The organism is Streptomyces shaanxiensis (genome assembly GCF_039537145.1).
Lineage (GTDB): Bacteria > Actinomycetota > Actinomycetes > Streptomycetales > Streptomycetaceae > Streptomyces > Streptomyces shaanxiensis.
Genome location: NZ_BAAAZY010000015.1, coordinates 75,797 through 99,861, shown reverse-complemented (window position 1 = coordinate 99,861; position 24,065 = coordinate 75,797). Strand labels below are relative to the sequence as shown.

Below are 24,065 nucleotides of genomic sequence, written 5' to 3'. Positions count from 1 at the left end.
GTCAGTTCCTCACGAGGGTCGTCGCGGCGGGGGCGGGGATGCGCTCGGCGAGCGGGATCACCGGCGGGATCGCCTCGGGCGGCTCGCCGAGCAGCACCCGGCGTACGACCCGCTCGGCCGCCTGCCCGTCGTCGAACTGGCAGAACCGCTCCCGGAACGCGGCCCGCAGCGCCTTGGCCTCACCGTCCGCCCACGAGCCGTCGCGGAAGACCGCCGCCAGCTCGCCCGGCGTCCGCGCCACCCGCCCCGGCGGCGTCTCCATCAGGTCGAAGTAGACGCCCCGCAGCTCCCGGTAGACGTCCCAGTCGTCGGCGTACACGACGATCGGCCGGTCCAGGTTGGCGTAGTCGAACATGATCGACGAGTAGTCGGTGATCAGCGCGTCGGCGGCCAGGCACACGTCCTCGGAGGAGCGGTGCCCGGTGACGTCGATGATCCGGCCGGTGCCGCGCGCGGCGCCCTGGTCGTAGAAGTAGTGGGCGCGCAGCAGCACGACGTACTCGTCGCCGATCTCCTCGCACAGCGCCTCCAGATCGAGGCTGGTCTCGAAGCCGGTGGCGTAGTCGCGGTGCGTGGGCGCGTAGAGCAGGGCCTTCTTGCCCTCGGGGACGCCGAGTTCGCGGCGGACGCGGGCGACGTCGGCGGCGGTCGCCGTGTAGTAGACGTCGTTGCGCGGATAGCCGTACTCCAGGGGCTCGTGCGCGGACGGGTACGCGCTCTCCCACATCTCCGTGGAGTGCCGGTTGGAGGTGAGGTTGTAGTCCCAGCGGTCGACGCGGGCCAGCAGCTTGGCGAAGCTGCCGGTCGCCGCGGCCACCACGGGGTACGTCGACTGGTCGGCGCCCATCTTCTTCAGCGGGGTGCCGTGCTGGGTCGACAGGTGCACACTGCCCTCGCGCTTGACCACGGCGTCCGCGAAGTTGGCGTTGTTGATCAGGTACGTGGCCCGGGCGAGCACGTCCCAGTACGCACGGCTGCCGATGACCGCGTACTCCACGTCCTTCGGCACCGTGTGCGCCTGGTCCGCCTCGACCAGGAACACCGACCGCAGATGCGGGGCGAGTTCGCGTGCCTTGGCGTGGATCGCGGCCGGGTTGCAGACATAACCGCGGCCCCAGTACGCGCAGTACACGGCGAGGTTCGGGTCCAGGGGGCGGCGCAGCTGGAGCCGGTAGCGCAGCCGCGTGCGCAGTCCGCCACGCGGGCGTGGCACACCCGACGCCAGCCTCGCCGCCGCCTGGTTGGCCCCGCGCAGCGCCCGGAACGCCGCGTACGCCCCCTTCGCCAGCAGCCGGTGCTGCACACCGAGACTGCCGCCCGGCACCCGGAATCCGGCGGGACAATGCCGCCGGTAGAGCCCGCTCGCCCGCCGGAAGAAGGCACGCCGTCCACGCGGCAGCCGACGCGGATGCGCGGCCGTCTTCAGTACGGCGCCGAAGAGCTGCTCGAACAGCGCCGCGAACCGCTCCCCGGACAGCCCCTGCCCGGCCGCCCGCGTCAGCACCAGCTCGGCCTGGTCCAGCAGCTCGAAGTGGTGCTCGCCCGGCAGACCCAGCCGGCTGCCCTGCCGCCGCAGCAGATGCCGTACGACGACCTGGCGCAGCACCGCCATGCGCTCGGCGCTCAACGCGACCAGTCCGCCGAAGCCGATGTCGGTGAAGTGGCCGTCGGGGAAGGCGAGGTGCCGCTCGGCGAGGAAGGCCCGGCGGTAGGCCGCGCTCCAGGCCGGGAGCTGGACCCCCGTCAGCTCCGGCGCCTGCTCGGGTGAGAAGACCCCGCCCGGAGCCCGCGCCAGCAGCGGCGCGGCCGGGTTGGTCGGCTCGCCCACCCACCACGGCGTCCGCTCGTGCTCGAAGTGCAGGACGTCCACGTCGCCGGTCTCGCCCAGCCGGGCGTCCAGCGCCGCCAGCGCCCCCGGCACCAGCACGTCGTCACCGTCCAGGAACAGCAGCCACTCACCGATCGCCGCCCGCGCCCCGGCGTTGCGCGCCCCGGCCCGCCCGGCCGCCGGCGGCGAGTGCACGGGCGCCACCCGGCAGTCCCGCTCGGCGTACCCCGCGGCGACGGCCGCCGCCGCGCAGTCGGGGCCGTCGCAGACCGGGATCAGCTCGAAGTCGCCGAAGGACTGGGCGAGGACCGAGTCCAGCGCCAGGGACAGCCGGCCCGCGACCCCATGGGACGGAACGATGATGCTGAAGCGGGGCATACTGCCCTTTCTGTCGAGGTTCTTCAGGAGGCTGCCGAGGTTCCCCAGGACGCCGGGGCCGGCCCCGGCCCGATTCGACGACGGCCGGGCCGCCCGGCCGGACGCCAGGTGTTGGGCCGGCTCGGCGTGGGCCGCGACGGGCTGGAGGGCATAGGGGCTCCTCTTCCGTGAGAACGGCGTTCAGAGGTTCTCGGTGACGGTCAGGGGGTCCGTGGGCTGCGGCACGGCGGTGCGCGGGGAGCGCGCGGGCGCCGCGGCAGGCGACGGCACGGGGTGGCGGTTGCCGAGCGGCACGACGGCCGGCCGGCCGGTCTCGCCCAGCACCACATGGCGTACGACCCGCTCGGCGGCGCGTCCGTCGTCGTACGGGCAGAAGCGCTCGCGGAACGCCGACCGCAGCTGGGTGGAGCGCGAGCCGCGCCAGTGGCCGGTGGCGAAGATGTCGATCAGCTCGTCCTCGTTGCGCGACACCGCGCCCGGCGGGAAGGACCGCAGGTCGAAGTAGGTGCCGCGGGCCGCCTCGTACGCCTCCCGGTCGTCGGCGTGGATCACGATCGGCCGGTCCAGGTTGGCGTAGTCGAACATGATCGCCGAGTAGTCGGTGACCAGCGCGTCCGAGGCGAGGCACAGCGACTCCACGCTCGGGTGGGCGGTGACGTCGATGACCTGGTCGCCTGCCGGGGCGAGCGGGCCGCCGTGCCGGTGGTGGCCGCGGGCGAGGACGACGAAGCGGGGGCCCAGGCGGCGTGCGACGCGGTGCAGGTCGAGGGTGGTTCGCTGGGTGCGGCGGTAGTCGCGGTGGGTGGGGGCGTAGAGGATCACGACGGCGCCCTCGGGGACGCCGAGCGACTCGCGGATCCGGGTCACGTCCGCCGACGTCGCCTGCTGGAAGACGTCGTTGCGCGGGCTGCCGTACTCCAGGGTCGTGTAGCCGCCCGGGTACACGCGCTCCCAGGTCAGGGTGGAGTGGCGGTTGGCGGACAGGACGTAGTCCCAGCGGTCGACGTGGCCGAGGAGCTCGCCGAAGTCCGTGTCCCCGGCGGCGGCCGGGCGTTCGCGCAGATCCAGGCCCATGTGCTTGAGCGGGGTGCCCCGCAGGGTCTGCACCAGGACCTGGCCGGGGCGCTTGACCAGGCGGCGGTCGAAGTCGGCGTTGTGGACGAGGTACTTGGAGCGGGCGAGTGCCGTCCAGTAGCCGGCGCTGCCCGGGCGCAGCCGGCGGGTGCCGGTCGGCACGGCGTCGTGCTGCTCGGCCTCGGCGATCCAGGCGGTGCGGATGCGCGGGGCGTGTGTGCGGAACGCCTGCTCCAGGGCGCCCGGGCCGCAGCCGTGACCGCGGACGCCGTCGGCGGCGAAGACGGCGCGGTCGGCACGCACGGGGAGGCAGCGCTGGACGCGGTAGTGCAGCCGCAGGGCGCCGGCCCGCAGGCCCTTCAGTAGACGGCTGGTGAACCTGGCGGTACGGCGGGACAGTGCCGCCGTGCGTTGCAGGGCGTGGTAGGTGCGGTGCAGGCCCAGGCGGACGAGGGCGTAGTGGACGCGGGCGCGCGCCGGGACGGGGGTGCCGGGGGCGTGGTAACGGCGGTAGTACGTGCGGGCCTTGCGCAGGAACTCGGCGCGGCGGCGGCGCGGGAGGCGGTCGCGGCGGGTGAACACCACGATCAGGTGATCGACCATGCGGCGGAACAGCAGCGGACGCCAGCGAGCCAGTTCGGGGTTCCGGTCGACGTACGCGAAGACACGGTCGTACTGCTCGAAGATGTCGAAGTGGCGCGGGCTGGTCGTGCCGAGGATGCCGCCCCGGCGCCGCTGCCGGTAGTGCACGCACACCCGGTCCAGGGTCGCGATCGACTCCGCGGTCATCAGGACCGGGTACGTCCAGGGCGTGTCCTCGTAGTAGCCGGACGGGAAGGCGAAGCCCTCCTGCTCGACGAAGTCCCGCCGGTACGCCTTGTTCCAGGCGACCATCAGCATCCGCAGCAGCCCCGGGCGGTCCGCCAACCGGAAGGGCGCCGGGCCCGCTTCGGTGAGCCGGTCGGCGGCCTGGTTGCGGATCGTCTCGCCGGTCCAGTAGGTGCGCGCGTAGTCGTAGACCAGGACGTCCGGCTCGCCGGTCTCCTTCAGCCGGTCGGCGATCGCGTGCAGGGCGTCGGGGGTGAGGGTGTCGTCGCTGTCGAGGAAGACCAGGTAGTCGCCGGTGGCCTCGGCCATACCGGCGTTGCGGGCGGCCCCCAGGCCCCGGTTCTCGGCGAGGTGCACGGGGCGTACGCGCGGGTCGCGGGCCGCGAACTCGTCGATGATCGCGCCGCACGCGTCCGGCGAGCAGTCGTCGACGGCGATCACTTCGAGATCGGGGTACGACTGCGAGAGCACCGATTCCAGGCACTCGTGCAGGTACGCCTGAACCTTGTACGCGGGGACAATGACACTGAACCTGGGCAAGGGACATCCACTGGGTCGGCCGGGGCGGTGGGGCGCTGTCGCCTTGCCGGGAACGGCCAATGGAGTGACTTGGTTACGGGACCTACGGCATACGGGGGACCGTGAGTGAACGGCAGGGGGCGGACCGATGTCGGCCCGCCCCCTTGAGGCACCGTCCTGTACGGCTGCCGCCTTTCCCCGCGACTACTTGACCGCGCCCGCCATCACTCCGGACACGAACTGCCGCTGGAACGCGAAGAACACGACCAGTGGGATCACCATCGAGATGAACGCGCCGGGCGCCAGGATGTCGATGTTGTTGCCGAACTGGCGTACCTGTGTCTGCAGGGCGACCGTGATCGGCTGGCTGTCGGCGTCCGTGAAGATCAGCGCGACCAGCATGTCGTTCCACACCCACAGGAACTGGAAGATGCCGAGCGCGGCGATCGCCGGCCCGCCGAGCGGCATCACGACACGGAAGAACAGGCGCAGTTCACCGGCGCCGTCCAGCCGGGCCGCCTCCAGCAGCTCCCTCGGGATCTCCGCGAAGAAGTTCCGCAGCAGGAACACCGCGAACGGCAGCCCGAAGCCGACGTGGAAGAGGATCACGCCGATCAGGGAGCCGAAGATGCCGATGCTGCCGAACAGTTCGGCGATCGGGATCAGCGCCACCTGCACGGGCACGACCAGCAGGCCGACCACGCCCAGGAACCACCAGTCGCGGCCCGGGAACTCCATCCACGCGAACGCGTAGCCCGCGAGCGAGCCGATGATGACGACGAGGACCGTCGCCGGGACCGTGATCAGCACGGTGTTGAGGATCGAGTTGGTGATGTCGCTGTTGCCCAGCAGCTTGTCGTAGCTGTCGAAGGTGAGTTGGGAGGGCTTGCTGAAGACCTCCCACCAGCCGCTGGCGGTCATCTCCTCCGGCGGCCGCAGGGAGGAGATCAGCAGTCCGATCGTCGGGACCAGCCAGAACAGTCCGACGATGATGAGGAACACCCGCACCAGCCCGCCGCTGACGAAGGAGGCGAGCCGGCCGCCGAGGGACTGCTCGCCCTTGACGACGGTGAGCGGCTCGGGCGCCGCTTTGGTAAGCCTTCCGGCATCAGCGCTCATCGCCGCCCCTCCCGCCGCAGCCGACGGATGTTGAACCACATCACGGGAATCACCAGCAGCAACAGGAACACCGAGATCGCGCTCGCGACGCCCGGCTGGTCCTCGGAGAAGCCCTTGCGGTACAGCTCCAGCGCGAGGACGTTCGCGTCGTCCTGGGAGGAGCCCGGGGCGATGATGAAGACCAGGTCGAAGATCTTCAGGACGTTGATCATCAGGGTGACGGTGACGACCGCGAGGACGGGTGCGAGGAGTGGCACCGTGACCTTGCGGAACACCTGCCACTCGTTGGCGCCGTCGACCCGGGCCGCCTCCAGCAGATCGCGGGGGATGCCCGCGAGGCCGGCCGCGATCAGCACCATCGCGAAACCGGCCCACATCCAGATGTACGACCCGATGATGGCCGGCGTGACAAGGGACGGGCCGAGCCAGTCCAGGCCGTTGTACGGCTCCTTGAAGTTGTCCGCGGGGAGCCGGAGCCGGGCCCCGTCGGCGGCGGCCGGCAAGGTGAACGTGCCGTCGTCCGCCGCGTTCGTGGACGCCACGACCTTGCCGTCCTTCACGGCCTCGATCTTCATCCCGGCATAGCCCAGCTCGGACGCGTCGACCCCGCCGAGCGTCCCGACACCCTTGCCGCGCGTGAAGTCCTGCCAGGTGGTGCCGGTGATGCCGTCCGGGTCGGCCTTGGCCTGTACGGCGGTCCTGGCGCCGTCCGGCATCTGGTCCGGGGCGACGCCGACGAGGGGCAGGACGACCGGGGTGCCTGCGCTGACGGTGGCCTTGGTGATGAAACCGCCGCCCGGCGCCGCCTCCAGCGGCGACTCCCGGCCCGGGTGCGCCTTCGGGAACGCGGACGCCTGCGCGAAGGTGTCGTGCACGCCCACCCACACCGCGTTCGCGACGCCCTTGTCCGGGTCCTGGTCGTAGACGAGCCGGAAGATGATGCCCGCCGCCAGCATCGAGATCGCCATCGGCATGAAGACGACCAGCTTGAACGCCGTGCCCCAGCGCACCCGTTCGGTCAGCACCGCGAAGATCAGACCGAGCGCGGTGGCGACCGTCGGGGCGAACACCACCCAGATGATGTTGTTCTTGAGGGCGGTGCGGATGCCGTCGTCCGTGAAGAGGGCCTCGTAGTTGTCGAATCCGGCGAAGCCGCCACCGGACTGGTCGTAGAAGCTGCGGACGACCGAGTACCCGATCGGGTAGACCACGAGCGCGCCGAGCAGCACGAGGGCGGGCAGCAGGAACAGCGCCGCCATCGTCCTGCGCGTGCCGGTCACACTCTTGCGCGACCTGGGTGCGCCAGGGGCCGGCGGGGCCCCTGCCGCTTCCGCGGACGACACGGCGTCAGTTTCCGTACGCCGCGGCCGCGTCGGCTTCCAGCTTCCGCTGCGTTCCCGCGATGTCCGTCGGGTTCTTCAGGAAGTCCTGCAGCGCCTTCCACTCGCCCTTGCCGGGCGTGCCGCCGAAGGCCTGCGGGGCCTGGTCGGACATGTCGAAGCGGAAGTCGTCGCCGGAGTCGATGAGCGCCTTGGCGATCTTCTGCTGCACCTCGTTCGGATACGCCGAGTTGTCCACGTTCTTGTTCGGCGAGAGGTAGCCGCCGAGCTTCGCCTGGATCGTCGCCGCGTCCGGGGAGGCGAGCCAGGTGGCCAGGGCCTGCGCGGCCTTGGAGTCCTGGAGGATGACGGCCGCGTCGCCGCCGGAGACGACGGGCGCGGTGTCGCCGACGGCCGGGAACGGGAACACCTTCGCGTCCGTGCCGACCTTCGCCTTCGCCTGGACGATGTTGACCTGCGCGAAGTCGCCCTCGTAGACCATGCCGGCCTTCGGCTGGTCGCCGCCGGTGAAAGTCTGGGTGACGGACGCCGGGAAGTCCGTCTGCAGCGCGCCGGTCGCGCCGCCCGCCACGTAGTCCTTCTTGCCCCACACCTGGGCGAGCGCGGTGAGCGCGTCCTTCACGGACGGGTCGGTCCACTTGATCTCGTGCTTGGCCAACTGGTCGTACTTCTTCGGGCCCGCCTGGGAGAGGTAGATGTTCTCGAACCAGTCGGTGAGGGTCCAGCCCTCCGCGCCGCCGACGGAGAACGGGGTGACCCCGGAGTCGTAGACGGTCTGCGCGGTGGTGAGCAGCTCGTCCCACGTCTTGGGCTCGGTGGCCCCCGCGTTCTCGAAGACCTGGGTGTTGTACCAGATCAGGGACTTGTTGGCGGCCTTGTAGTAGACGCCGTACTGCTTGTTGTCGACCTTGCCGATGTCCTGCCAGCCCTGCGAGTAGTTCTCCTGGAGTTCCTTGATCGCGTCGGCGCCCAGGGGCTTGGCCCACTTCTTGTCGACGGCCTGCTTTATGGCGCCGGGCTGCGGAAGCATCGCGATGTCCGGCGGCTGACCGCCCGCGACCTTCGAGCCGAGGAAGTTGATGATCGGGTCCTGGGCGGGCACGAAGGTCACCTTGGCGCCCGTACGCTTCTCGAACTCCGCGAGGACCTGCTTGAAGTTGGCCTGCTCGGCGCCGGTCCATACGGCGGCGACCTCGAGGGATTCGCCGTTCAGCTTGGGAAGGGTGACGGCGCCGGCGGTCTCCTCGTTGCCGGAACCGCCCTGTTCGTTGCCATCGTCGTCGCCATCGCCGCCGCATGCCGTGAGCGAGAGAGCGAGGGCTCCCGCGAGTACGGCCGCCGCGGCCCTGGCGGCCCTGCCTGTCCGGTTCTTGCTGCTCGTGCTGCGCATCACTGCCCCGTTCTTCGTGCCTCGTCGAACGTTCGAGCGCTGTCCCGTTTGATCTGGTCTACGCCCTGGGGTGGGGGGCGGCAAGACCGCGTCCGCTGTCAAGCGGGGGATCGTGACGGCCTCGTGACCAAGGACCCCGCACCCCTGCTATCGGCACCGACGGACTCGCCCTCAAGCCCGGCTGCTTGGCCGGCCGAGGCGGGCCCCGCACAGCACCGGCCTCACAGCAGCGAGGGAACCGCCGTGGCCGAGACCTCCCGTGCCGCCCGCTCCAACGCACTGGCCAGCAACGCCAGATCCGTAGGGCCGTTCCCCAACTCGCGCACCGGACGCCGGGCCGGCGGATCGCCCATCCGGTGCCACTCCAACGGCACCACCGTGGGCCGCAGCGTCGCCGTCCGCGGAATACGCCCCGTGACCCGCCCGCCCTGGAACGGCACCGCTCTGCCGTCCGCCCAGGCCAACCGCCCGCGCCCCGGCGCCGGTTCGTCCGGCCCCGCGGCGACCGCGTCCAGCGTCACCCGCAACGTCGCCAGGCGCGCCGGCTCCGACTCCGCCGTACGGCCCCCGATCCCCGCGGCGGCCACCAGATGCACGCCGAGCCGCTCGCCCTCGCGGGCCACGGCCTCCAGCGCCCGTATCACCGAGCCCGCAGCGGGCCTGCCCGGCGAGCCGAGCGCGGGCGAGACCAGCGCGTCCAGGTCGTCCACGACCACGACGAGCCGCGGCAACGGCGGCGGCACGGCCTCGGCCTGCCGGCGCGCCGCCCCCGGCCGCAGCCGGATGGTGGAGCTGGGCGGCGTGTCGAGATCGCCCGTGAGGTCACCGCTCCCGGTACCGGCCCCCGTCCCCGCCGCGCGTTGCGCGACCATCCGGCTCGACAGCTCACGGCCCGTGTGCCACTCGGTGAAGTCGGACCGCCCGAGCAGCTCCGCGCGCCGTTTCAGCTCGGCACTGAGCGACTGGGCGAACTCCCGCATGCGCACCGGGTCGTTGGCGGTGAGGTGGGTGGTGACATGCGGGACGTCCGTGCACACCCGCAGCCCGTCGCCGTGGGCGCCGCCCGCGCTCACCGTGTCCCGGCCGTCCATCAGCACGATGCTCAGCCGGTCCGGCCGCTCGGCCGCGGCGAGCGAGGCGACGACGGCCCGCAGCAGTTCCGTACGCCCGCTGCCGGGCGGCCCCTCGATCAGCAGGTGCGGCCCGTCGGCGCCGAGGTCCGCGCTGACCGGCCCGCGCGGCCCGGCCCCCAGCACGGCACACGCCCGCCCGCCGAGGGCCTCCGCGTCATCGCCCGCGTCGGCCCATCGCGCCATCAGCGATGCCGGTGTGGCCCGGGCCAGCCCCAACTCGTCCAGCAGCCGCGCCGCCTGAGGCAACGGCACGGACACGCGCGCGTGCCGCTCCCCGGCAGCTCCCTCGGTCCGCAACGGCGCCAGCGCCCGCGCGAACCGCTCCGCCCAGGCGAGCGAGACGGCGTCCACGGCGGCGACGGTGCCGTGCCCGACGGGACCGTGGCCGGGGTCGGATGCGGAGGCCGGCGCGGATCCGGCCGGGCCGTCGCCGACCGGGCCGTCAGCCACGCGCCCGGGGCCCACGGCGCCCGGATCGGCGCCGCCGCCCCGCGCCACCCGCATCAGCCGCAGCGCCGTCGCCACATCGCCGCTGAGCAGCGCGACCGCACCGCACTCCCGGAACACCGGCGACACCGTGCACGCCGCCTCGTAGGTCTCCGTCACCGGCGAGGCGGGCGACGCCGCAGCCGTCTCGGCCAGGCACACGACATGGATCCCGGCCCGCGGCCCCTCCAGCGTCAGCCGCGCCACGGCCTCGCGCACATCGGCACCGCCGGGATCGCCGTCCACGACGACCACGCTGTAGGGCCCCGCGAATCCGTCCGCCCCGTCGGCGGGGTCGTCGTCCCGCGCCCAGGAGGGCCGCCGGACGGCACGCCGGTCGGCGAGCTGCCCGTCCGCGCCCCGCGCCGCACCGCCGGACCCCGCCCCGGCGGGCGTCTCCGCCGCCAGGTCCTCAAGGCGCCGCAGCAATTCCTCCGTACGCGCCGTCGCCTGCTCGCGGTCGTAGGCCAGCAGAAGGCGGCAGTCCTGGCCGTGTCCGGGACGGACCTGCGGGAGCCAGCCCAGCCAGGACCACTCGGCGGTGCGCTCCTCCAGGGGACGGGAGCGGTCCGCGCTGATCAGGACGACCTCCAGGGCGTCCGGCGAGTGCAGCGCGGCGAGCTGGGCGATCACCGCGCGGGCCAGCCCGGTGAGCCGCTCGCGCGGGCCGGCCAGACCCAGCGCCCCGACCTCGCGCAGATCGGCCGTCACCGGCACCGCGGGCAGCAGTCCCGAGCCGTCGGGCGCGGACCGGTCCGCCGTGCCGAGCCGTACCGTGAGCGCCTCCGGGTGACCCGGTGCGCGCTCCCACAGCCGGGGTCCGGGGCCAAGGGCCGTCAGCAGCAGGGAGGCGGGGTCCGGCCAGGTCTCCGGCACGCGGGGCCCGTTCGTCGTCGAGGGGAGCTCGGTCGCCTCGGCCCGCTCGTCATCGTCGTACGCCTCATGCCGTGCCGTCCCCTGCTCTCCGCGCCCGCCGGCCAGCCGCCGCGCCCACTTGGAGAGTCCTCCGCGCCTGCGCACGCCCGGCGGCACGTCCGTGCCCCGCAGCGGGGTGCCTTTACGGCGGCTGCCGTGCGCCGGGGCGCCGTCGCGGCCGGCCTCGCCCGACGTGCCGTCGGCGCCGTGGCCCTCGGCGTCCCCGCCGAAGGCGCCCACCTCGAAGCCCGCGCCGTGCGTGTCGCCGCCGCGCGGTGCCGTGGGCGGCCGCTCGGCCCCGCCGTGCCGTTCGATCCGCGGTGCCCCGCCCTGGAGCGGCACGACGGCCTGGTCGACCGGACCGTGCTCCTGAGCGGCCGACCGGCCTCGCGAGGCCCCGGACGCGTCGCCGCCGTCCGCCACGCGCGTGTGCGCCACCGTCGAGGCATCCGCCGAGGGCTTCGCCGGGCCGTGGCTCCCCGGGCGGGGGTCGAGCCCGTCGTCCCCGGCGGGGACCCGCACATGCCCTTCCCCGTCCGGCTCCGTCCGCACCCGCGCCCCCGGCCCTCCGGCCGGAGCCAGCCGCAGCGTCGACTCGCCGATCCGCAGCAGCGCCCCCGGCGCGAACCGCACCGGGCGGGTGGTCACGCCGGTGCCGTCCAGCGTCGTGCCGTTCGTGGAGCCGAGGTCGGCGACCGAGACGCGGCCGTCGGCGGCGACCGTGACCGCGCAGTGGAACCGGGAGACGTCCGGGTCGTCGAGCGGGACGTCGGCGTCGGCGGAGCGGCCGATGCGGATCTCGCCGCCGTGCAGCAGATGCACCCCGCCCGCGTCCGGGCCCGCCACGACATGCAGCTGGGTCGGGGCGTCGTCCAGCTCGGGGTGCGGCTCGGGCGCGGGCGGGGCGCCCAGGAACAGCACCGCGCCGTCTATCAGCGGGGGCTCGCCGAGCGTGCTGCGGTGGTCGTCGAGCCGCTCCGCGCCCGCGTACAGCACGACGGGGCCGTCGCCGCCGGACACCGCCGAGGCGAGCGCCGACGCCACCGTGGCCAGGGCCGTGCCCGCGGGCGCCGTGACCAGCACGTCGCAGTTCGCGGCGCGGCCCCTCGCCGGGGCAGGCGGGGCCAGCGGGTCTACGACGGTCAGCCGGATCTGCATCGGCGTCAGCGGTCCCTTCTGCGCGGGCGCGGACCAGGGCCCGTCCGACGGATCTCCCCACCCCACACGAGCACTTCGGCCAGTACTGCACGCATCCTCGCACCTGCCACTGACAACGCGCCCCCCGCCCGAAGGCAAGTGATCTTGATTGGTCGGCTCTGCCCGCAAAAGTGCCTGACAAGTGCACTGCCGGCGATCACTTGAGATCGCTCACGTCCGCTTGCGGCAACCACGAGACAGAGCCGAGCGTCTTTCCTTCGAACATGTACGGGAAGCCGTACGTAAGACGCACAGAATGACGACAGGCCGGTGCCGTGGGGGACGGCACTACAGTGGATCGGAACGTAGGCAAGCAGCAGGGAGCGCGACGTGCGGCCGGTAGGCAGCAAGTACTTCCTCGAGGAGCCGCTCGGTCGTGGCGCCACGGGGACCGTCTGGCGAGCGCGCCAGCGGGAGACCGCGGGCGCCGAGGCGGCCGTGCCGGGGCAGCCCGGCGAGACCGTCGCGATCAAGGTCCTCAAGGAGGAACTCGCCAGCGACGCGGACATCGTCATGCGGTTCCTGCGGGAGCGCTCCGTCCTGCTCCGGCTGACCCACCCGAACATCGTCCGGGTCCGCGACCTGGTCGTCGAGGGCGATCTGCTCGCCCTGGTCATGGACCTCGTCGACGGCCCCGACCTGCACCGCTACCTCCGCGAGAACGGCCCCTTCAGCCCGGTCGCCGCCGCCCTGCTCACCGCGCAGATCGCCGACGCGCTCGGCGCCAGCCACGCAGACGGCGTCGTCCACCGCGACCTGAAGCCCGCCAACGTCCTGCTCAAGCAGAACGGCGGCCAGATGCACCCGATGCTGACCGACTTCGGCATCGCCCGCCTCGCCGACTCCCCGGGGCTGACCCGCACCCACGAGTTCGTCGGCACGCCCGCGTACATCGCGCCCGAGTCCGCCGAGGGCCGCCCGCAGACGTCCGCCGTCGACATCTACGGCGCCGGAATCCTCCTCTACGAGCTGGTCACCGGCCGCCCGCCGTTCGGTGGCGGCTCCGCCCTGGAGGTCCTCCACCAGCACCTGAGCGCCGAGCCGCGCCGCCCGTCCACGGTCCCCGACCCCCTGTGGACCGTCATAGAACGCTGCCTGCGCAAGAGCCCCGAGCAACGGCCCAGCGCCGAGAACCTCGCCCGCGCCCTGCGCGTCGTCGCCGAGGGCGTCGGCGTGCACGCGAACTCCGCGCAGATCGCGGCGGCCGAGGGCGTCGCCGCGCTGCTCGCCCCCGACCCCTCGCCGGCCACCGTGCCGGGCTCGGCCGACCCCACCCAGGTCATGCAGCACGGCGCGGGCGCCGGGGCGTACGACCCGAACGGCGCGACCAGCGTCCTGCCGCACACCGGTGCCCCCGGCCCGGCGGGCGCCGCCGACCCCACCGCCGTACTGCCGAACACGGGCGGCCCGGGCGCACGCGGTGCCGCGGACCCGACGGCCGTCATGCCGTCGATGCCGCCCGGACCGCCAGGACAGCAGCCGGGGCAGCCCGGGCCCGAGGACCCGCACCCCTGGCAGAACCAGCTGCGCGCGGCCCGGGACCGCAACGAGCAGACGCAGGTCCAGTACCTCGACCCCAACCAGGACCCGCTGCGCCGCCGCCCCCAGCGGCAGGTCGCCCGCCCGCAGCAGCAGCCCCATCCCCAGCAGCAGCGGCCCCCGCAGGGCCGGCCGCCGCAGGGGTACGGCCAGCCGCAGCAGCACCAGCCGCAGCCGTACGCCCCGCCGCGCCAGCCGCAGCAGCAGCCCCAGCGCTACGCCCCGCCGCCCGCGCCGGAGCCGCAGCGGCCGCAGCGCGAGCCGCGTCAGCCGCGTCAGCGCAGCGCCAACCCGATGCGGATCCCCGGGCTCGGCTGCCTCAAGGGGTGCCTGTTCACGATCGTCATCCTGTTCGTCGCGGGCTGGCTGATCTGGGAGCTGAGCCCGTTGCAGGACTGGATCGGCACGGGCAAGGGCTACTGGGACCAGCTCACCGACTGGTTCAGCACCGTGACCGGGTGGATCGGGGAGCTGGGCGGAGGCTCGGGCACCACCTGAGCCAAGGCTCCGGCACCGGCCGGATGCGGCAAGGCCTCAGCTGGGTTGGTGATTTGTCGACACCTCGCGGGTGATTTCCGTCTCCGGAGTGAAGGTTGGCTCCTTGAACGCGTAGTTTTATCGACCGGGGGTCCCGGTTTTGTCGGCTGACATTCCGGGGGGCGTCCCCCCGGAATGACGCAGCAGCGACAACACGCGTCGGTAGGAGCAGTCTTGGCACGGAAGATCGGCAGCCGGTACACCGCCAACCAGATCCTGGGGCGGGGCAGTGCCGGCACGGTGTGGCTGGGTGAGGGGCCCGAGGGGCCCGTCGCCATCAAGCTGCTGCGTGAGGATCTCGCGTCCGACCAGGAGCTCGTCGGACGCTTCGTGCAGGAGCGGACGGCGCTGCTCGGCCTGGAGCACCCGAACGTGGTCTCCGTACGCGACCTGGTCGTCGACGGCAACGACCTCGCGCTGGTCATGGACCTGGTCCGCGGCACGGACCTGCGCACCCGGCTCGACCGCGACCGGCGGCTCGCGCCGGAGGCGGCGGTGGCGATCGTGGCCGACATCGCGGACGGGCTGGCGGCGGCGCATGCGGCCGGGGTCGTGCACCGGGACGTGAAGCCGGAGAACGTCCTGCTGGACATGCAGGGCCCGCTGGGGCCCGGCGGCTCCCACCCCGCCCTCCTGACGGACTTCGGTGTGGCGAAACTCATCGACTCACCGCGCCGCACCCGCGCGACGAAGATCATCGGTACGCCGGACTACCTGGCGCCGGAGATCGTGGAGGGTCTGCCGCCGAGGGCGGCGGTCGACATCTACGCCCTCGCCACGGTCCTGTACGAGCTGCTGGCGGGCTTCACGCCGTTCGGCGGCGGCCACCCGGGTGCGGTGCTGCGCCGCCACGTCACGGAGACGGTGGCGCCGCTGCCGGGCATCCCCGACGAGCTGTGGCAGCTGATCGTGCAGTGCCTGGCGAAGGCGCCGGCCTCGCGGTTGCGGGCGTCGGAGCTCGGGGCGCGGCTGCGGGAGCTGCTGCCGATGCTGGCCGGGATGCCGCCGCTGGACGTGGACGAGCCGGACTCGGAGCCGACGGAGGAGGAGTCTCCGGTCGCGCAGGAGGCGGCGCCGGCGGGGGAGCGGGTGCGGCGGCGGGGTGCGGTGCCGCTGGTGCCGGGCGCCAAGCCGGCCGACTCCAACCGTGACACCCATACGTCGATGAGGGTGCCGGCTCCGGACGAGCTGGCCGGCGGTGCGCGTGGCACGGCACGGGTGCCGAGGGCGGCGGGGGCGCCGCGTCCGGGGTCCGCCCGCCATCGGGCCGCCACGCGGCGGCGGCGGGTGGCGTTGGGGGCGGCGGCGGTGGCGCTGGTCGCCGCGGCGGGTGTGGGGACGTGGCTGGCCACGTCGGGCGACGACGCGGACGCGACGCCCCAGGACACGAACAACTCGGCCCCGGCGGCTCCCTAGCTCCTCTCGCCCCCGCCGCCCATACCCGTCCCGTCCTCCAGGGGCTCCGCCCCTTCGACCCCGGCCCCCTTTCTGGGGGCAGCCGCCCCCAGACCCCCGCTTCGGCCCTTGAGGGGCCTCGTCCTCAAACGCCGGACGGGCTGGTGGGTGGGGCCAGGGACGGCGGGATCTCGTCCTCGAACGTCGGAACGGGCCGAAAGACGCGTCCGCGTCGAAGAGGTGCGCCGCCGGGCGCCACGTCAGCCCGCAGCACCCGGAGCTCCCCGCTTGGCGGAGCCGTTACGCTGGAGGCGTGGCAGTCGTCGATGTATCCGAAGAGCTCAAGTCCCTCTCCTCGACCATGGAGTCGATCGAGGCCGTTCTGGACCTCGACAAGCTGAGGGCAGACATCGCCGTGCTCGAGGAGCAGGCGGCCGCGCCGTCCCTGTGGGACAACCCGGACGAGGCGCAGAAGATCACCAGCAAGCTCTCCCACCTCCAGGCGGAGGTGCGGAAGGCCGAAGCCTTGCGCGGGCGGATCGACGATCTCTCCGTGCTCTTCGAGATGGCCGAGGAGGAGGACGACCCGGACACCCTTGCCGAGGCCGAGTCCGAGCTCGCCGCCGTCAAGAAGGCGCTGGACGAGATGGAGGTCCGGACGCTGCTGAGCGGGGAGTACGACTCCCGGGAAGCGCTCGTCAACATCCGCGCCGAGGCCGGTGGCGTCGACGCCGCCGACTTCGCCGAGCAGCTGCAGCGCATGTACCTGCGCTGGGCCGAGCGCCACGGCTACAAGACCGAGCTCATCGAGACGTCGTACGCCGAAGAGGCCGGCATCAAGTCGACCACCTTCTCCGTGCAGGTGCCGTACGCCTACGGCACGCTCTCCGTCGAGCAGGGCACCCACCGGCTCGTCCGTATCTCGCCCTTCGACAACCAGGGCCGCCGCCAGACCTCCTTCGCGGGTGTCGAGGTGCTCCCGGTCGTCGAGCAGACCGACCACGTCGAGATCGACGAGTCGGAGCTGCGCGTCGACGTCTACCGTTCCTCGGGCCCCGGCGGCCAGGGCGTGAACACCACGGACTCCGCGGTCCGGCTGACCCACATCCCCACCGGCATCGTGGTCTCCTGCCAGAACGAGCGGTCGCAGATCCAGAACAAGGCCACCGCGATGAACGTCCTCCAGGCCAAGCTGCTCGAGCGGCGCCGCCAGGAGGAGCAGGCCAAGATGGACGCGCTCAAGGGCGACGGCGGCAACTCCTGGGGCAACCAGATGCGTTCGTACGTCCTGCACCCGTACCAGATGGTCAAGGACCTGCGCACCGAGTTCGAGGTCGGCAACCCGCAGTCCGTTCTCGATGGCGAGATCGACGGCTTCCTCGAAGCCGGAATTCGCTGGCGCAAGCAGCAAGAGAAGTAACTTTGTCGACAAGGCAACTGCCGCCACCTCGGCGGCAGTTGCCTTTTCTGTGCCTGCATGTCTGGGTTTTACATCACACTCACAGGCTCCAACCCCTGGCATAGCCCCCGTATTTGGACATGGCGCAAGTAAACGGCCTTGACGAGTCTTTGAAAAATGGGAAGGGTAAAGCGTGGCATGCGTATCTCTGGGGCGCATGTGAACCGGGGGAGCTCAACTGCAGCACTACCTCCGTCGATCACGGCCCCCGAGCGCCCGCCTCACCGACGATTCAGCTACTGGGGGTAGCAACCAGATGACTAAGAAGACGCGGATCCGTATCGCGCGCCTCGCGGCCGGCGCCGTGATCGCGGCCGGTGCCTCGCTGACCGCTGCGGGTGCCGCTTCTGCTGCGGAGACGGACGACGGCTGCGTGCTCGGTCTGTTCTGCGGACCCGAGGACCCGACCGAGCCGCCGGTTCCCACCGACCCGCCGACCGACATCCCCACGGACATCCCGACGGACATCCCGACGGACATCCCCACGGACATCCCGACGGACCCGACCGTGGAGCCGACCGAGCCCACCGAGCCGACGGAGCCCACCGACGAGCCGACCACCGACCCGGGTGACGGCAACAACGGCGGCGGCAACGACGACGGCAACAACGGCAACAACGGCAACGGTGGCGGCAACAACAACACCGACCCCGACGGCGGCACCTCCCCGCAGCAGGAGGGCTCCTCCGGCCTCGCCGACACCGGCTCGAACACCGGCACCGGCACGGGCGCCAGCACGTCCGCCCAGGGCGGCGGCGCGGAGCTCGCCGAGACCGGTGCGGCTCAGACCACGTTCCTGCTGGTCGGCGCCGCCACGATGATCGCCGGCGGTATCGGCTTCCGCATCCTGCCGCGCCTCGCGGGCGGCCGCGGCGGTGCGGCTGCCTGACGGTAGCCGTTGATACACGCCGTGTGACACAGGTCGTACGGCCGAGGGGCCCGGAGCGCGTTTCGCTCCGGGCCCCTCGCCATGTCCGCGTTTACGGTAGGTGCGCCGCCCTACGCCGTCTGGTGCGCGAGCAGCGCGACCGCTGCGATCAGCACCACCAGCAGGGCGATCAGTGTCATGGGGTTCAGCCCGGCGAACAGGTTTTCGTGCTGCAGCCGCTCTCGGTTCGCCCGGCACACGGGGCAGCGGCCCTCACTCACGGGCGCGGCACAGTTCGCGCACACCAGCCGGTCGTACGTCATGCGCCACCCTCCTAGCGTGTTCCCTCCGGGGGTTCAACGGGCTCGGCCTCGAGAACGTTCCCCTCCTCTACTGTGCCAGGTTCCTGCGGAAGCTGCGCCGGGTCGCTTCCGGAGGGGTGGCTCAGGGGGGATTCGCGGCTGCGGCGCCGTTGGGGTTGATCGCGCCCACGCGGCGGAGCCGCATATCGACACAGCCCCGCGCCCCTTTCAGGGGCGCTGTCCCGCTGTCCCTCAAGAGCCGAACCGGAATAAAAGCGCACAACGCCTACGCAACCCATCCTGGCGACTGCGCCCCGCCCTCCGGTTCGCGTATGGTCACGCTCATCTACCCCCGGCGACCCGTGGTGCATCCGTGATCCGATTCGACAATGTCTCCAAGGTCTACCCCAAGCAGACCCGCCCCGCACTCAGGGATGTGTCCCTGGAAGTGGAGAAGGGCGAGTTCGTGTTCCTCGTGGGGTCCTCCGGCTCCGGAAAGTCCACCTTCCTGCGGCTGATCCTCCGCGAGGAGCGGTGCAGTCACGGGCAGGTGCACGTTCTGGGCAAGGACCTCGCGCGCCTGTCCAACTGGAAGGTGCCGCAGATGCGCCGCCAGCTGGGGACGGTGTTCCAGGACTTCCGGCTGCTGCCGAACAAGACGGTCGCGGAGAACGTGGCCTTCGCGCAGGAGGTCATCGGCAAGTCGCGCGGCGAGATCCGCAAGTCCGTGCCGCAGGTGCTCGACCTCGTCGGGCTGGGCGGGAAGGAGGACCGGATGCCGGGTGAGCTGTCCGGTGGTGAGCAGCAGCGCGTCGCCATCGCGCGGGCCTTCGTCAACCGGCCCAAGCTGCTCATCGCCGACGAACCCACCGGTAACCTCGACCCGCAGACCTCCGTCGGCATCATGAAGCTGCTCGACCGGATCAACCGGACGGGCACCACCGTGGTGATGGCCACGCACGACCAGAACATCGTGGACCAGATGCGCAAGCGCGTCATCGAGCTGGAGCAGGGCCGCCTCGTCCGCGACCAGGCACGCGGCGTCTACGGCTACCAGCACTGACCGCACCGTCCACGGAAAGGCTCAACCAGACGCCATGCGCGCCCAGTTCGTACTGTCCGAGATCGGTGTCGGTCTCCGTCGCAATCTGACGATGACGTTCGCCGTCGTCGTCTCCGTCGCCCTGTCGCTCGCCCTGTTCGGCGGGTCGCTCCTGATGAGCGACCAGGTCACCACCATGAAGGGCTACTGGTACGACAAGGTCAACGTCTCGGTCTTCCTCTGCAACAAGAGCGACGCCGAGTCCGACCCCAACTGCGCCAAGGGCGCGGTCACCGAGGACCAGAAGAAGGAGATCCTCGCCGACCTGGACAAGATGTCGGTCGTCGAGAAGGTGACGTACGAGTCGCAGGACCAGGCGTACAAGCACTACAAGGAGCAGTTCGGCGACTCCCCGCTGGCCGCCTCGCTCACGCCGGACCAGCTGCAGGAGTCGTACCGGATCAAGCTGAAGGACCCGGAGAAGTACCAGGTCGTGGCGACCGCCTTCAACGGGCGGGACGGCGTGCAGTCCGTGCAGGACCAGAAGGGCATCCTGGACAACCTCTTCAAGCTGCTCAACGGCATGAACTGGGCGGCGCGCGCAGTGATGGCGCTGATGCTGGTCGTCGCGCTGATGCTGATCGTCAACACGGTGCGCGTGTCCGCGTTCAGCCGGCGGCGTGAGACCGGGATCATGCGGCTGGTCGGTGCCTCGGGCTTCTACATCCAGGCGCCGTTCATCATGGAGGCCGCGGTCGCCGGGCTCATCGGCGGGACGGTCGCCTGTGGGTTCCTGGTGATCGCGCGGTACTTCCTCATCGACCACGGACTGGCCCTGGCCGATCAGCTGACACTGGTCAATTTCATCGGCTGGGACGCCGTCCTGACCAAGCTCCCGCTCATCCTCGCGACCAGCCTGCTGATGCCGGCGTTGGCGGCGTTCTTCGCGCTGCGCAAGTACCTGAAGGTGTGACCAACGCCAATGGGGCCGTACGGGCAACGGACCGTACGGCCCCTTGCGTTGTCCTAGACTCACCGGCATGTCAGGTCGTGACCTGTTCTGTCAGCCCCGCCGCTTCGGCCGCGGGGCCGCCCTGACATTGGTCTTCGCGAGCGTGCTCGTGGCCGGCGCCGCGACCGGCTCCCTGCCCGGCCCTGACCGGAAGCCGTCCGACGGCGCCGCCCGTTCGGACGCCGCCGCGGTCCGGCACCAGGACATCGCCGACGTGGCCGCCGAGGCCATGGCCGCCGGCAAGTCCCCCATGGAGGCCGCCGAACGTGCGGTCAGCCGCAGCGGGGACCGCTGGGGTGCCGTCTACTCCGAGGGCGAGTACGAGGAGTTCGAGGAGGCCCTCGACGGCGAGTACACCGGCGTCGGCCTGTGGGCGCGGCGTGAGCGGGACGGCCGTATCGAGGTGACCAGGGTGCGGGCGGGGTCGCCCGCGGCCACCGCCGGGATCCGTGCGGGCGACCGGCTGCGCAGCGTCGACGGCGCGAAGGTCGACGGGCGTCCGGTCACCGAGGTCGTCTCCTTACTGAGGGGCGACGCGACGGACGCGCCCGCCGGTACGGCCGTCAAGGTGGGGCTGGAGCGCGGCACGCGCGCGTGGGACCTCACTCTGCGCCGGGCCGTCCTGTCCACCGACTCGGTCACTGTTCGAGAACTCGCCGGCGGTGTCACCGTCATCCGGATCGCCTCCTTCACCAAGGGCTCCGGCGACGCGGTCCGCTCCGCCGTACGGCAGTCCCCGGCCGCCGCCGGCATCGTCCTGGACCTGCGGGGCAACTCCGGCGGTCTGGTCACCGAGGCCGTCACCGCGGCCTCCGCCTTCCTCGACGGCGGCCTCGTCGCCACGTACGACGTCGACGGCGACCAGCGTGCCCTGCATGCCGAGCCCGGCGGCGACACCACCAGACCGCTGGTCGCGCTCGTCGACGGCGGCACGATGAGCGCGGCCGAGCTGCTCACCGGTGCGCTCCAGGACCGCGGCCGCGCGGTCGTCGTGGGCACCCGCACCTTCGGCAAGGGCTCGGTCCAGATGCCGAGCCGCCTCCCGGACGGCTCCGTCGCCGAGCTGACCGTCGGCCACTACCGCACCCCCTCCGGCCGCGCCGTCGACGGTACGGGGATCACTCCCGACCTGGACGCCGACCGGGGCGTCCTGGAGCGGGCCGAGACGGTCCTCAGCGGTCTGGGCGAGTCGTAAATCGGCTTTCCCCGCACCCCCTCCGTAGTGCGAAAATGGACGGCACTATGAGCAAGGGAATGTACGTACCGAAGGAGTCCCAGCCCAAGCAGGGCGGGGCGGCGGCCGCGAAGGCCAGGGACGGCGAGAAGGGCGGCAAGCGCAAGATCGTCGCCCAGAACAAGAAGGCCCGGCACGACTACGCGATCATCGACACCTATGAGGCCGGCCTGGTGCTCATGGGCACCGAGGTCAAGTCGCTGCGTGAGGGTCGGACATCGCTGACCGACGGCTTCGTCCAGATCGACCGGGGCGAGGCGTGGCTGCACAACGCCCACATCCCGGAGTACCACCAGGGCAGCTGGACCAACCACTCCGCGCGCCGCAAGCGCAAGCTCCTCCTGCACCGCGAGGAGATCGACAAGCTGGAGGCGAAGTCCCAGGAGACGGGTCACACGATCGTGCCCCTCGCCCTGTACTTCAAGGACGGCCGCGCGAAGGCCGAGATCGCCCTGGCCCGAGGCAAGAAGGAGTACGACAAGCGGCAGACCCTGCGGGAGAAGCAGGACCGGCGGGAGTCGGACCGGGCGATCGCGGCGGCGAAGCGGCGGCAGCGGGGCGTCTGACGGGCGGGAATACAGTGGCATCGGCGTGCGTTGGTCCCGTACGATGGCACTGCACCTCACAGCGGGTGCGCGCCCCCCTCCGGCTCCGTCCGGTGGGGATTGAAAAAACAACATGGGGATGATCGGTTTCGACAGCGGCTGTTGAAACAGGGGAAGCGTGTCGAGGAAGCGGCAATGATCTCGTAAACCATATGTCGCAAAAAATAATCGCCAACACCAAGCGCGATTCCTTCGCCCTCGCTGCCTAAGTAGCGACTTGCGAAGTGTCAGCCCGGGGCTGTTCCCGACCCGGATCCTGGCATCAGCTAGGGAACTAAACCTTGATCCCGGTCACGGGGTGAAGAGGGAAATCTAACAGTGACTGGGCCCGTCGGCGACTTGTTCGCGTGATCGCCGGGGCCGAGAAAATCACAGCGGACTGCACACGGAGAAGCCCTGATTCTGCACCGTTGGACGCGGGTTCGATTCCCGCCATCTCCACGATCGGGAGGTTTCCGAACCTCCTAACCCATGTGGGCAAAGGCCCCGTCGCCTCCGGGCAGCGGGGCCTTTGTCATGCCGGTACAGATGAGAACGGGGACGATGACGCAGTCGGACGAGCCGTACTACGTCCTGTACGACGACGATTTCGGGCTCAGCGGCCTCGCCGGAAGGTCCGGGTCCGCACTGCCCCTGCCCTTGCCCGAGGGCGATGCGGAGGGGGACGAGCAGGTCGGGGAAGATGCCCGGAGGCTGCTGGAGTCGTCACTGCCGGACGACATGATCCGAACGCTGTGGCTGGCCGCCGACGGGGAGCGGTTTGATCCGGCCGCCCGGGGCGCGACCGTGCGTGACTGGCTGCGCGGCTGGTCGCAGGCGTATCCGGCGCGGCCGCCGAAGCCTCCGAAGAGTTTCGTGAAGTACCGGAGCACCATGATCGTCGGACCTCGTCGGCCCGTGCTGGTGGAGGAGGAGATGCGGGACGCCGTACTCGCCGAGATCGGGGCGGTCGAGGCGGATCTGGCGCGGGCGGTGCCGCTGCCGGACATCGTCCCGGTGTTGCGGCGGGCCGTCGCCGAGGTCGGCGCCGATCTCGGCTTCCGGATGCTGCTGCGGATCCTGAAGGCGCACTCCGTGCGGGTCGACAAGGGACGCTACGACCGGTACGTGGAGCTCAGCGAGCCCTTCGACTACTGCTTCGCGGTCATCCACGACGGCCTGGAGGTCGACTGGCCACCCCTCGACCCGGCCCGTCGCGACAATGACTGGGACTTCGGGTTCTCCGAGCTCACCGGGCGGTTCACGCACTGGTCCGACAGCGCGGCATCCGAGATCGTGCGCCAGGAGGCCGCCGCCGACGCCGTCCGGGAGCCGCCGGGCAGCGGGGCCGCCGTTCTGCTGGAGGACGTGACACGGCTCCAGGCCTCACCCCTGTCCACCGACACGCTCACCACGTTGTGGCTGGCCGCGTGCGACTGCGGCTTCCAGCCCGACCGAGTCGGCATCGACATACGGCAGTGGCTGGAGCAGATCGCCGAGGCCTGCAGGGAGCAGCTGAGGGAGATCGCGCCCGCCTACCGGCCCGGCCCGGATCCGACGCCGACGCGGGCGGAACTGACGGACGAGGTGCTGCGCGAACTGCGAGACCTGGCGCCCGAGTTGGCTTCCATTACCCTGCAGCCCCACTGGCAGAACATACCGGGCGCCGCCGTGGTGCGGGCGCTGGAGCAGGTCGTCGCCCAGGTCGATCCCGACCTCGGCTTCCGCCTGTTCCTGCGGGTTCTGCTCGCGCTGTGGATGCCCCTCACCAAGGAGCGGTACGCCCGCTACCAGGCGCTCGGGGAGCGGTTCGGCTATGGCAAGTTCCATGTCTCCCTGGTCGACGGGCTCATCCAGAGTGAGCTGTGACACTCCTGTGACCGGAG

At 71.7% G+C, this 24,065-nt stretch carries 16 protein-coding genes and 1 other RNA gene; 10 read left to right on the top strand and 7 right to left on the bottom strand.

Annotated features, from left to right (window positions below):
- Nucleotide 1 precedes the first annotated feature (1 nt).
- From ABD932_RS29800 to ABD932_RS29775, 6 genes are all read right to left on the bottom strand, one after another.
- The gene (locus ABD932_RS29800; protein ID WP_345017253.1) at nucleotides 2-2,206 is read right to left on the bottom strand and encodes a CDP-glycerol glycerophosphotransferase family protein; all 2,205 of its coding nucleotides are present in this window, start codon (nucleotides 2,204-2,206) and stop codon (nucleotides 2-4) included.
- A gap of 180 nt (nucleotides 2,207-2,386) precedes the next feature.
- Entirely contained in the window at nucleotides 2,387-4,648 is a 2,262-nt protein-coding gene (locus tag ABD932_RS29795) for a bifunctional glycosyltransferase/CDP-glycerol:glycerophosphate glycerophosphotransferase (protein ID WP_345017250.1), read from the bottom strand.
- Between the two features lie 183 nt (nucleotides 4,649-4,831).
- The gene (locus tag ABD932_RS29790; protein ID WP_345017248.1) at nucleotides 4,832-5,746 is read right to left on the bottom strand and encodes a carbohydrate ABC transporter permease; all 915 of its coding nucleotides are present in this window, start codon (nucleotides 5,744-5,746) and stop codon (nucleotides 4,832-4,834) included.
- Nucleotides 5,743-7,026, bottom strand: coding sequence for a carbohydrate ABC transporter permease (locus tag ABD932_RS29785; protein ID WP_345017246.1), 1,284 nt, complete (start codon nucleotides 7,024-7,026; stop codon nucleotides 5,743-5,745). The genes ABD932_RS29790 and ABD932_RS29785 overlap by 4 nt, the downstream gene beginning before the upstream one ends.
- A gap of 67 nt (nucleotides 7,027-7,093) precedes the next feature.
- Complete coding sequence (locus tag ABD932_RS29780; protein WP_345017244.1) at nucleotides 7,094-8,476, bottom strand: ABC transporter substrate-binding protein; 1,383 nt, start codon at nucleotides 8,474-8,476, stop codon at nucleotides 7,094-7,096.
- 221 nt (nucleotides 8,477-8,697) lie between these two features.
- On the bottom strand, nucleotides 8,698-12,168 hold the full coding sequence (locus ABD932_RS29775) for an FHA domain-containing protein (protein ID WP_345017242.1): 3,471 nt from the start codon (nucleotides 12,166-12,168) through the stop codon (nucleotides 8,698-8,700).
- A 369-nt stretch (nucleotides 12,169-12,537) separates the two neighbouring features.
- Between ABD932_RS29775 and ABD932_RS29770 the strand changes: the two genes are divergently transcribed.
- The 4 genes from ABD932_RS29770 to ABD932_RS29755 all read left to right on the top strand — a co-directional run bounded on the left by ABD932_RS29770 (nucleotide 12,538) and on the right by ABD932_RS29755 (nucleotide 18,026).
- Entirely contained in the window at nucleotides 12,538-14,244 is a 1,707-nt protein-coding gene (locus tag ABD932_RS29770; protein ID WP_345017240.1) for a serine/threonine-protein kinase, read from the top strand.
- Between the two features lie 213 nt (nucleotides 14,245-14,457).
- Nucleotides 14,458-15,699 (top strand): serine/threonine-protein kinase, encoded by a 1,242-nt coding sequence (locus ABD932_RS29765; protein ID WP_345017238.1) that lies wholly within the window; start codon nucleotides 14,458-14,460, stop codon nucleotides 15,697-15,699.
- Nucleotides 15,700-15,991: 292 nt separating this feature from the next.
- Nucleotides 15,992-17,098 carry a peptide chain release factor 2 gene (prfB, locus tag ABD932_RS29760; RefSeq protein WP_345017236.1) on the top strand — a complete coding sequence of 369 codons (1,107 nt, stop codon included), beginning with the start codon at nucleotides 15,992-15,994 and terminating at the stop codon, nucleotides 17,096-17,098.
- A 295-nt stretch (nucleotides 17,099-17,393) separates the two neighbouring features.
- Nucleotides 17,394-18,026 carry an LPXTG cell wall anchor domain-containing protein gene (locus ABD932_RS29755; protein ID WP_345017234.1) on the top strand — a complete coding sequence of 211 codons (633 nt, stop codon included), beginning with the start codon at nucleotides 17,394-17,396 and terminating at the stop codon, nucleotides 18,024-18,026.
- Between the two features lie 110 nt (nucleotides 18,027-18,136).
- On the opposite strand, the gene ABD932_RS29750 is transcribed toward ABD932_RS29755, so the two are convergent.
- Nucleotides 18,137-18,328 (bottom strand): hypothetical protein, encoded by a 192-nt coding sequence (locus ABD932_RS29750; RefSeq protein ID WP_345017232.1) that lies wholly within the window; start codon nucleotides 18,326-18,328, stop codon nucleotides 18,137-18,139.
- A gap of 352 nt (nucleotides 18,329-18,680) precedes the next feature.
- On the opposite strand from ABD932_RS29750, the gene ftsE reads away from it, so the two are divergent.
- The 6 genes from ftsE (at nucleotide 18,681) to ABD932_RS29720 (ending at nucleotide 24,048) form a co-directional block, all read left to right on the top strand.
- A complete protein-coding gene (gene ftsE, locus ABD932_RS29745; RefSeq protein ID WP_126392634.1) occupies nucleotides 18,681-19,370 on the top strand; it encodes a cell division ATP-binding protein FtsE in 690 nt (229 codons plus the stop codon).
- A gap of 34 nt (nucleotides 19,371-19,404) precedes the next feature.
- The gene (gene ftsX, locus ABD932_RS29740) at nucleotides 19,405-20,322 is read left to right on the top strand and encodes a permease-like cell division protein FtsX (protein ID WP_345017229.1); all 918 of its coding nucleotides are present in this window, start codon (nucleotides 19,405-19,407) and stop codon (nucleotides 20,320-20,322) included.
- A 67-nt stretch (nucleotides 20,323-20,389) separates the two neighbouring features.
- A complete protein-coding gene (locus ABD932_RS29735) occupies nucleotides 20,390-21,556 on the top strand; it encodes a S41 family peptidase (protein WP_345017227.1) in 1,167 nt (388 codons plus the stop codon).
- A 59-nt stretch (nucleotides 21,557-21,615) separates the two neighbouring features.
- Nucleotides 21,616-22,161: an SsrA-binding protein SmpB gene (gene smpB / locus ABD932_RS29730; RefSeq protein ID WP_345017286.1), complete on the top strand. Its 546-nt coding sequence runs from the start codon at nucleotides 21,616-21,618 to the stop codon at nucleotides 22,159-22,161.
- A gap of 114 nt (nucleotides 22,162-22,275) precedes the next feature.
- Nucleotides 22,276-22,644, top strand: a transfer-messenger RNA (tmRNA) gene (gene ssrA / locus ABD932_RS29725).
- A 99-nt stretch (nucleotides 22,645-22,743) separates the two neighbouring features.
- A complete protein-coding gene (locus ABD932_RS29720) occupies nucleotides 22,744-24,048 on the top strand; it encodes a hypothetical protein (protein WP_345017225.1) in 1,305 nt (434 codons plus the stop codon).
- Nucleotides 24,049-24,065: the final 17 nt, after the last annotated feature.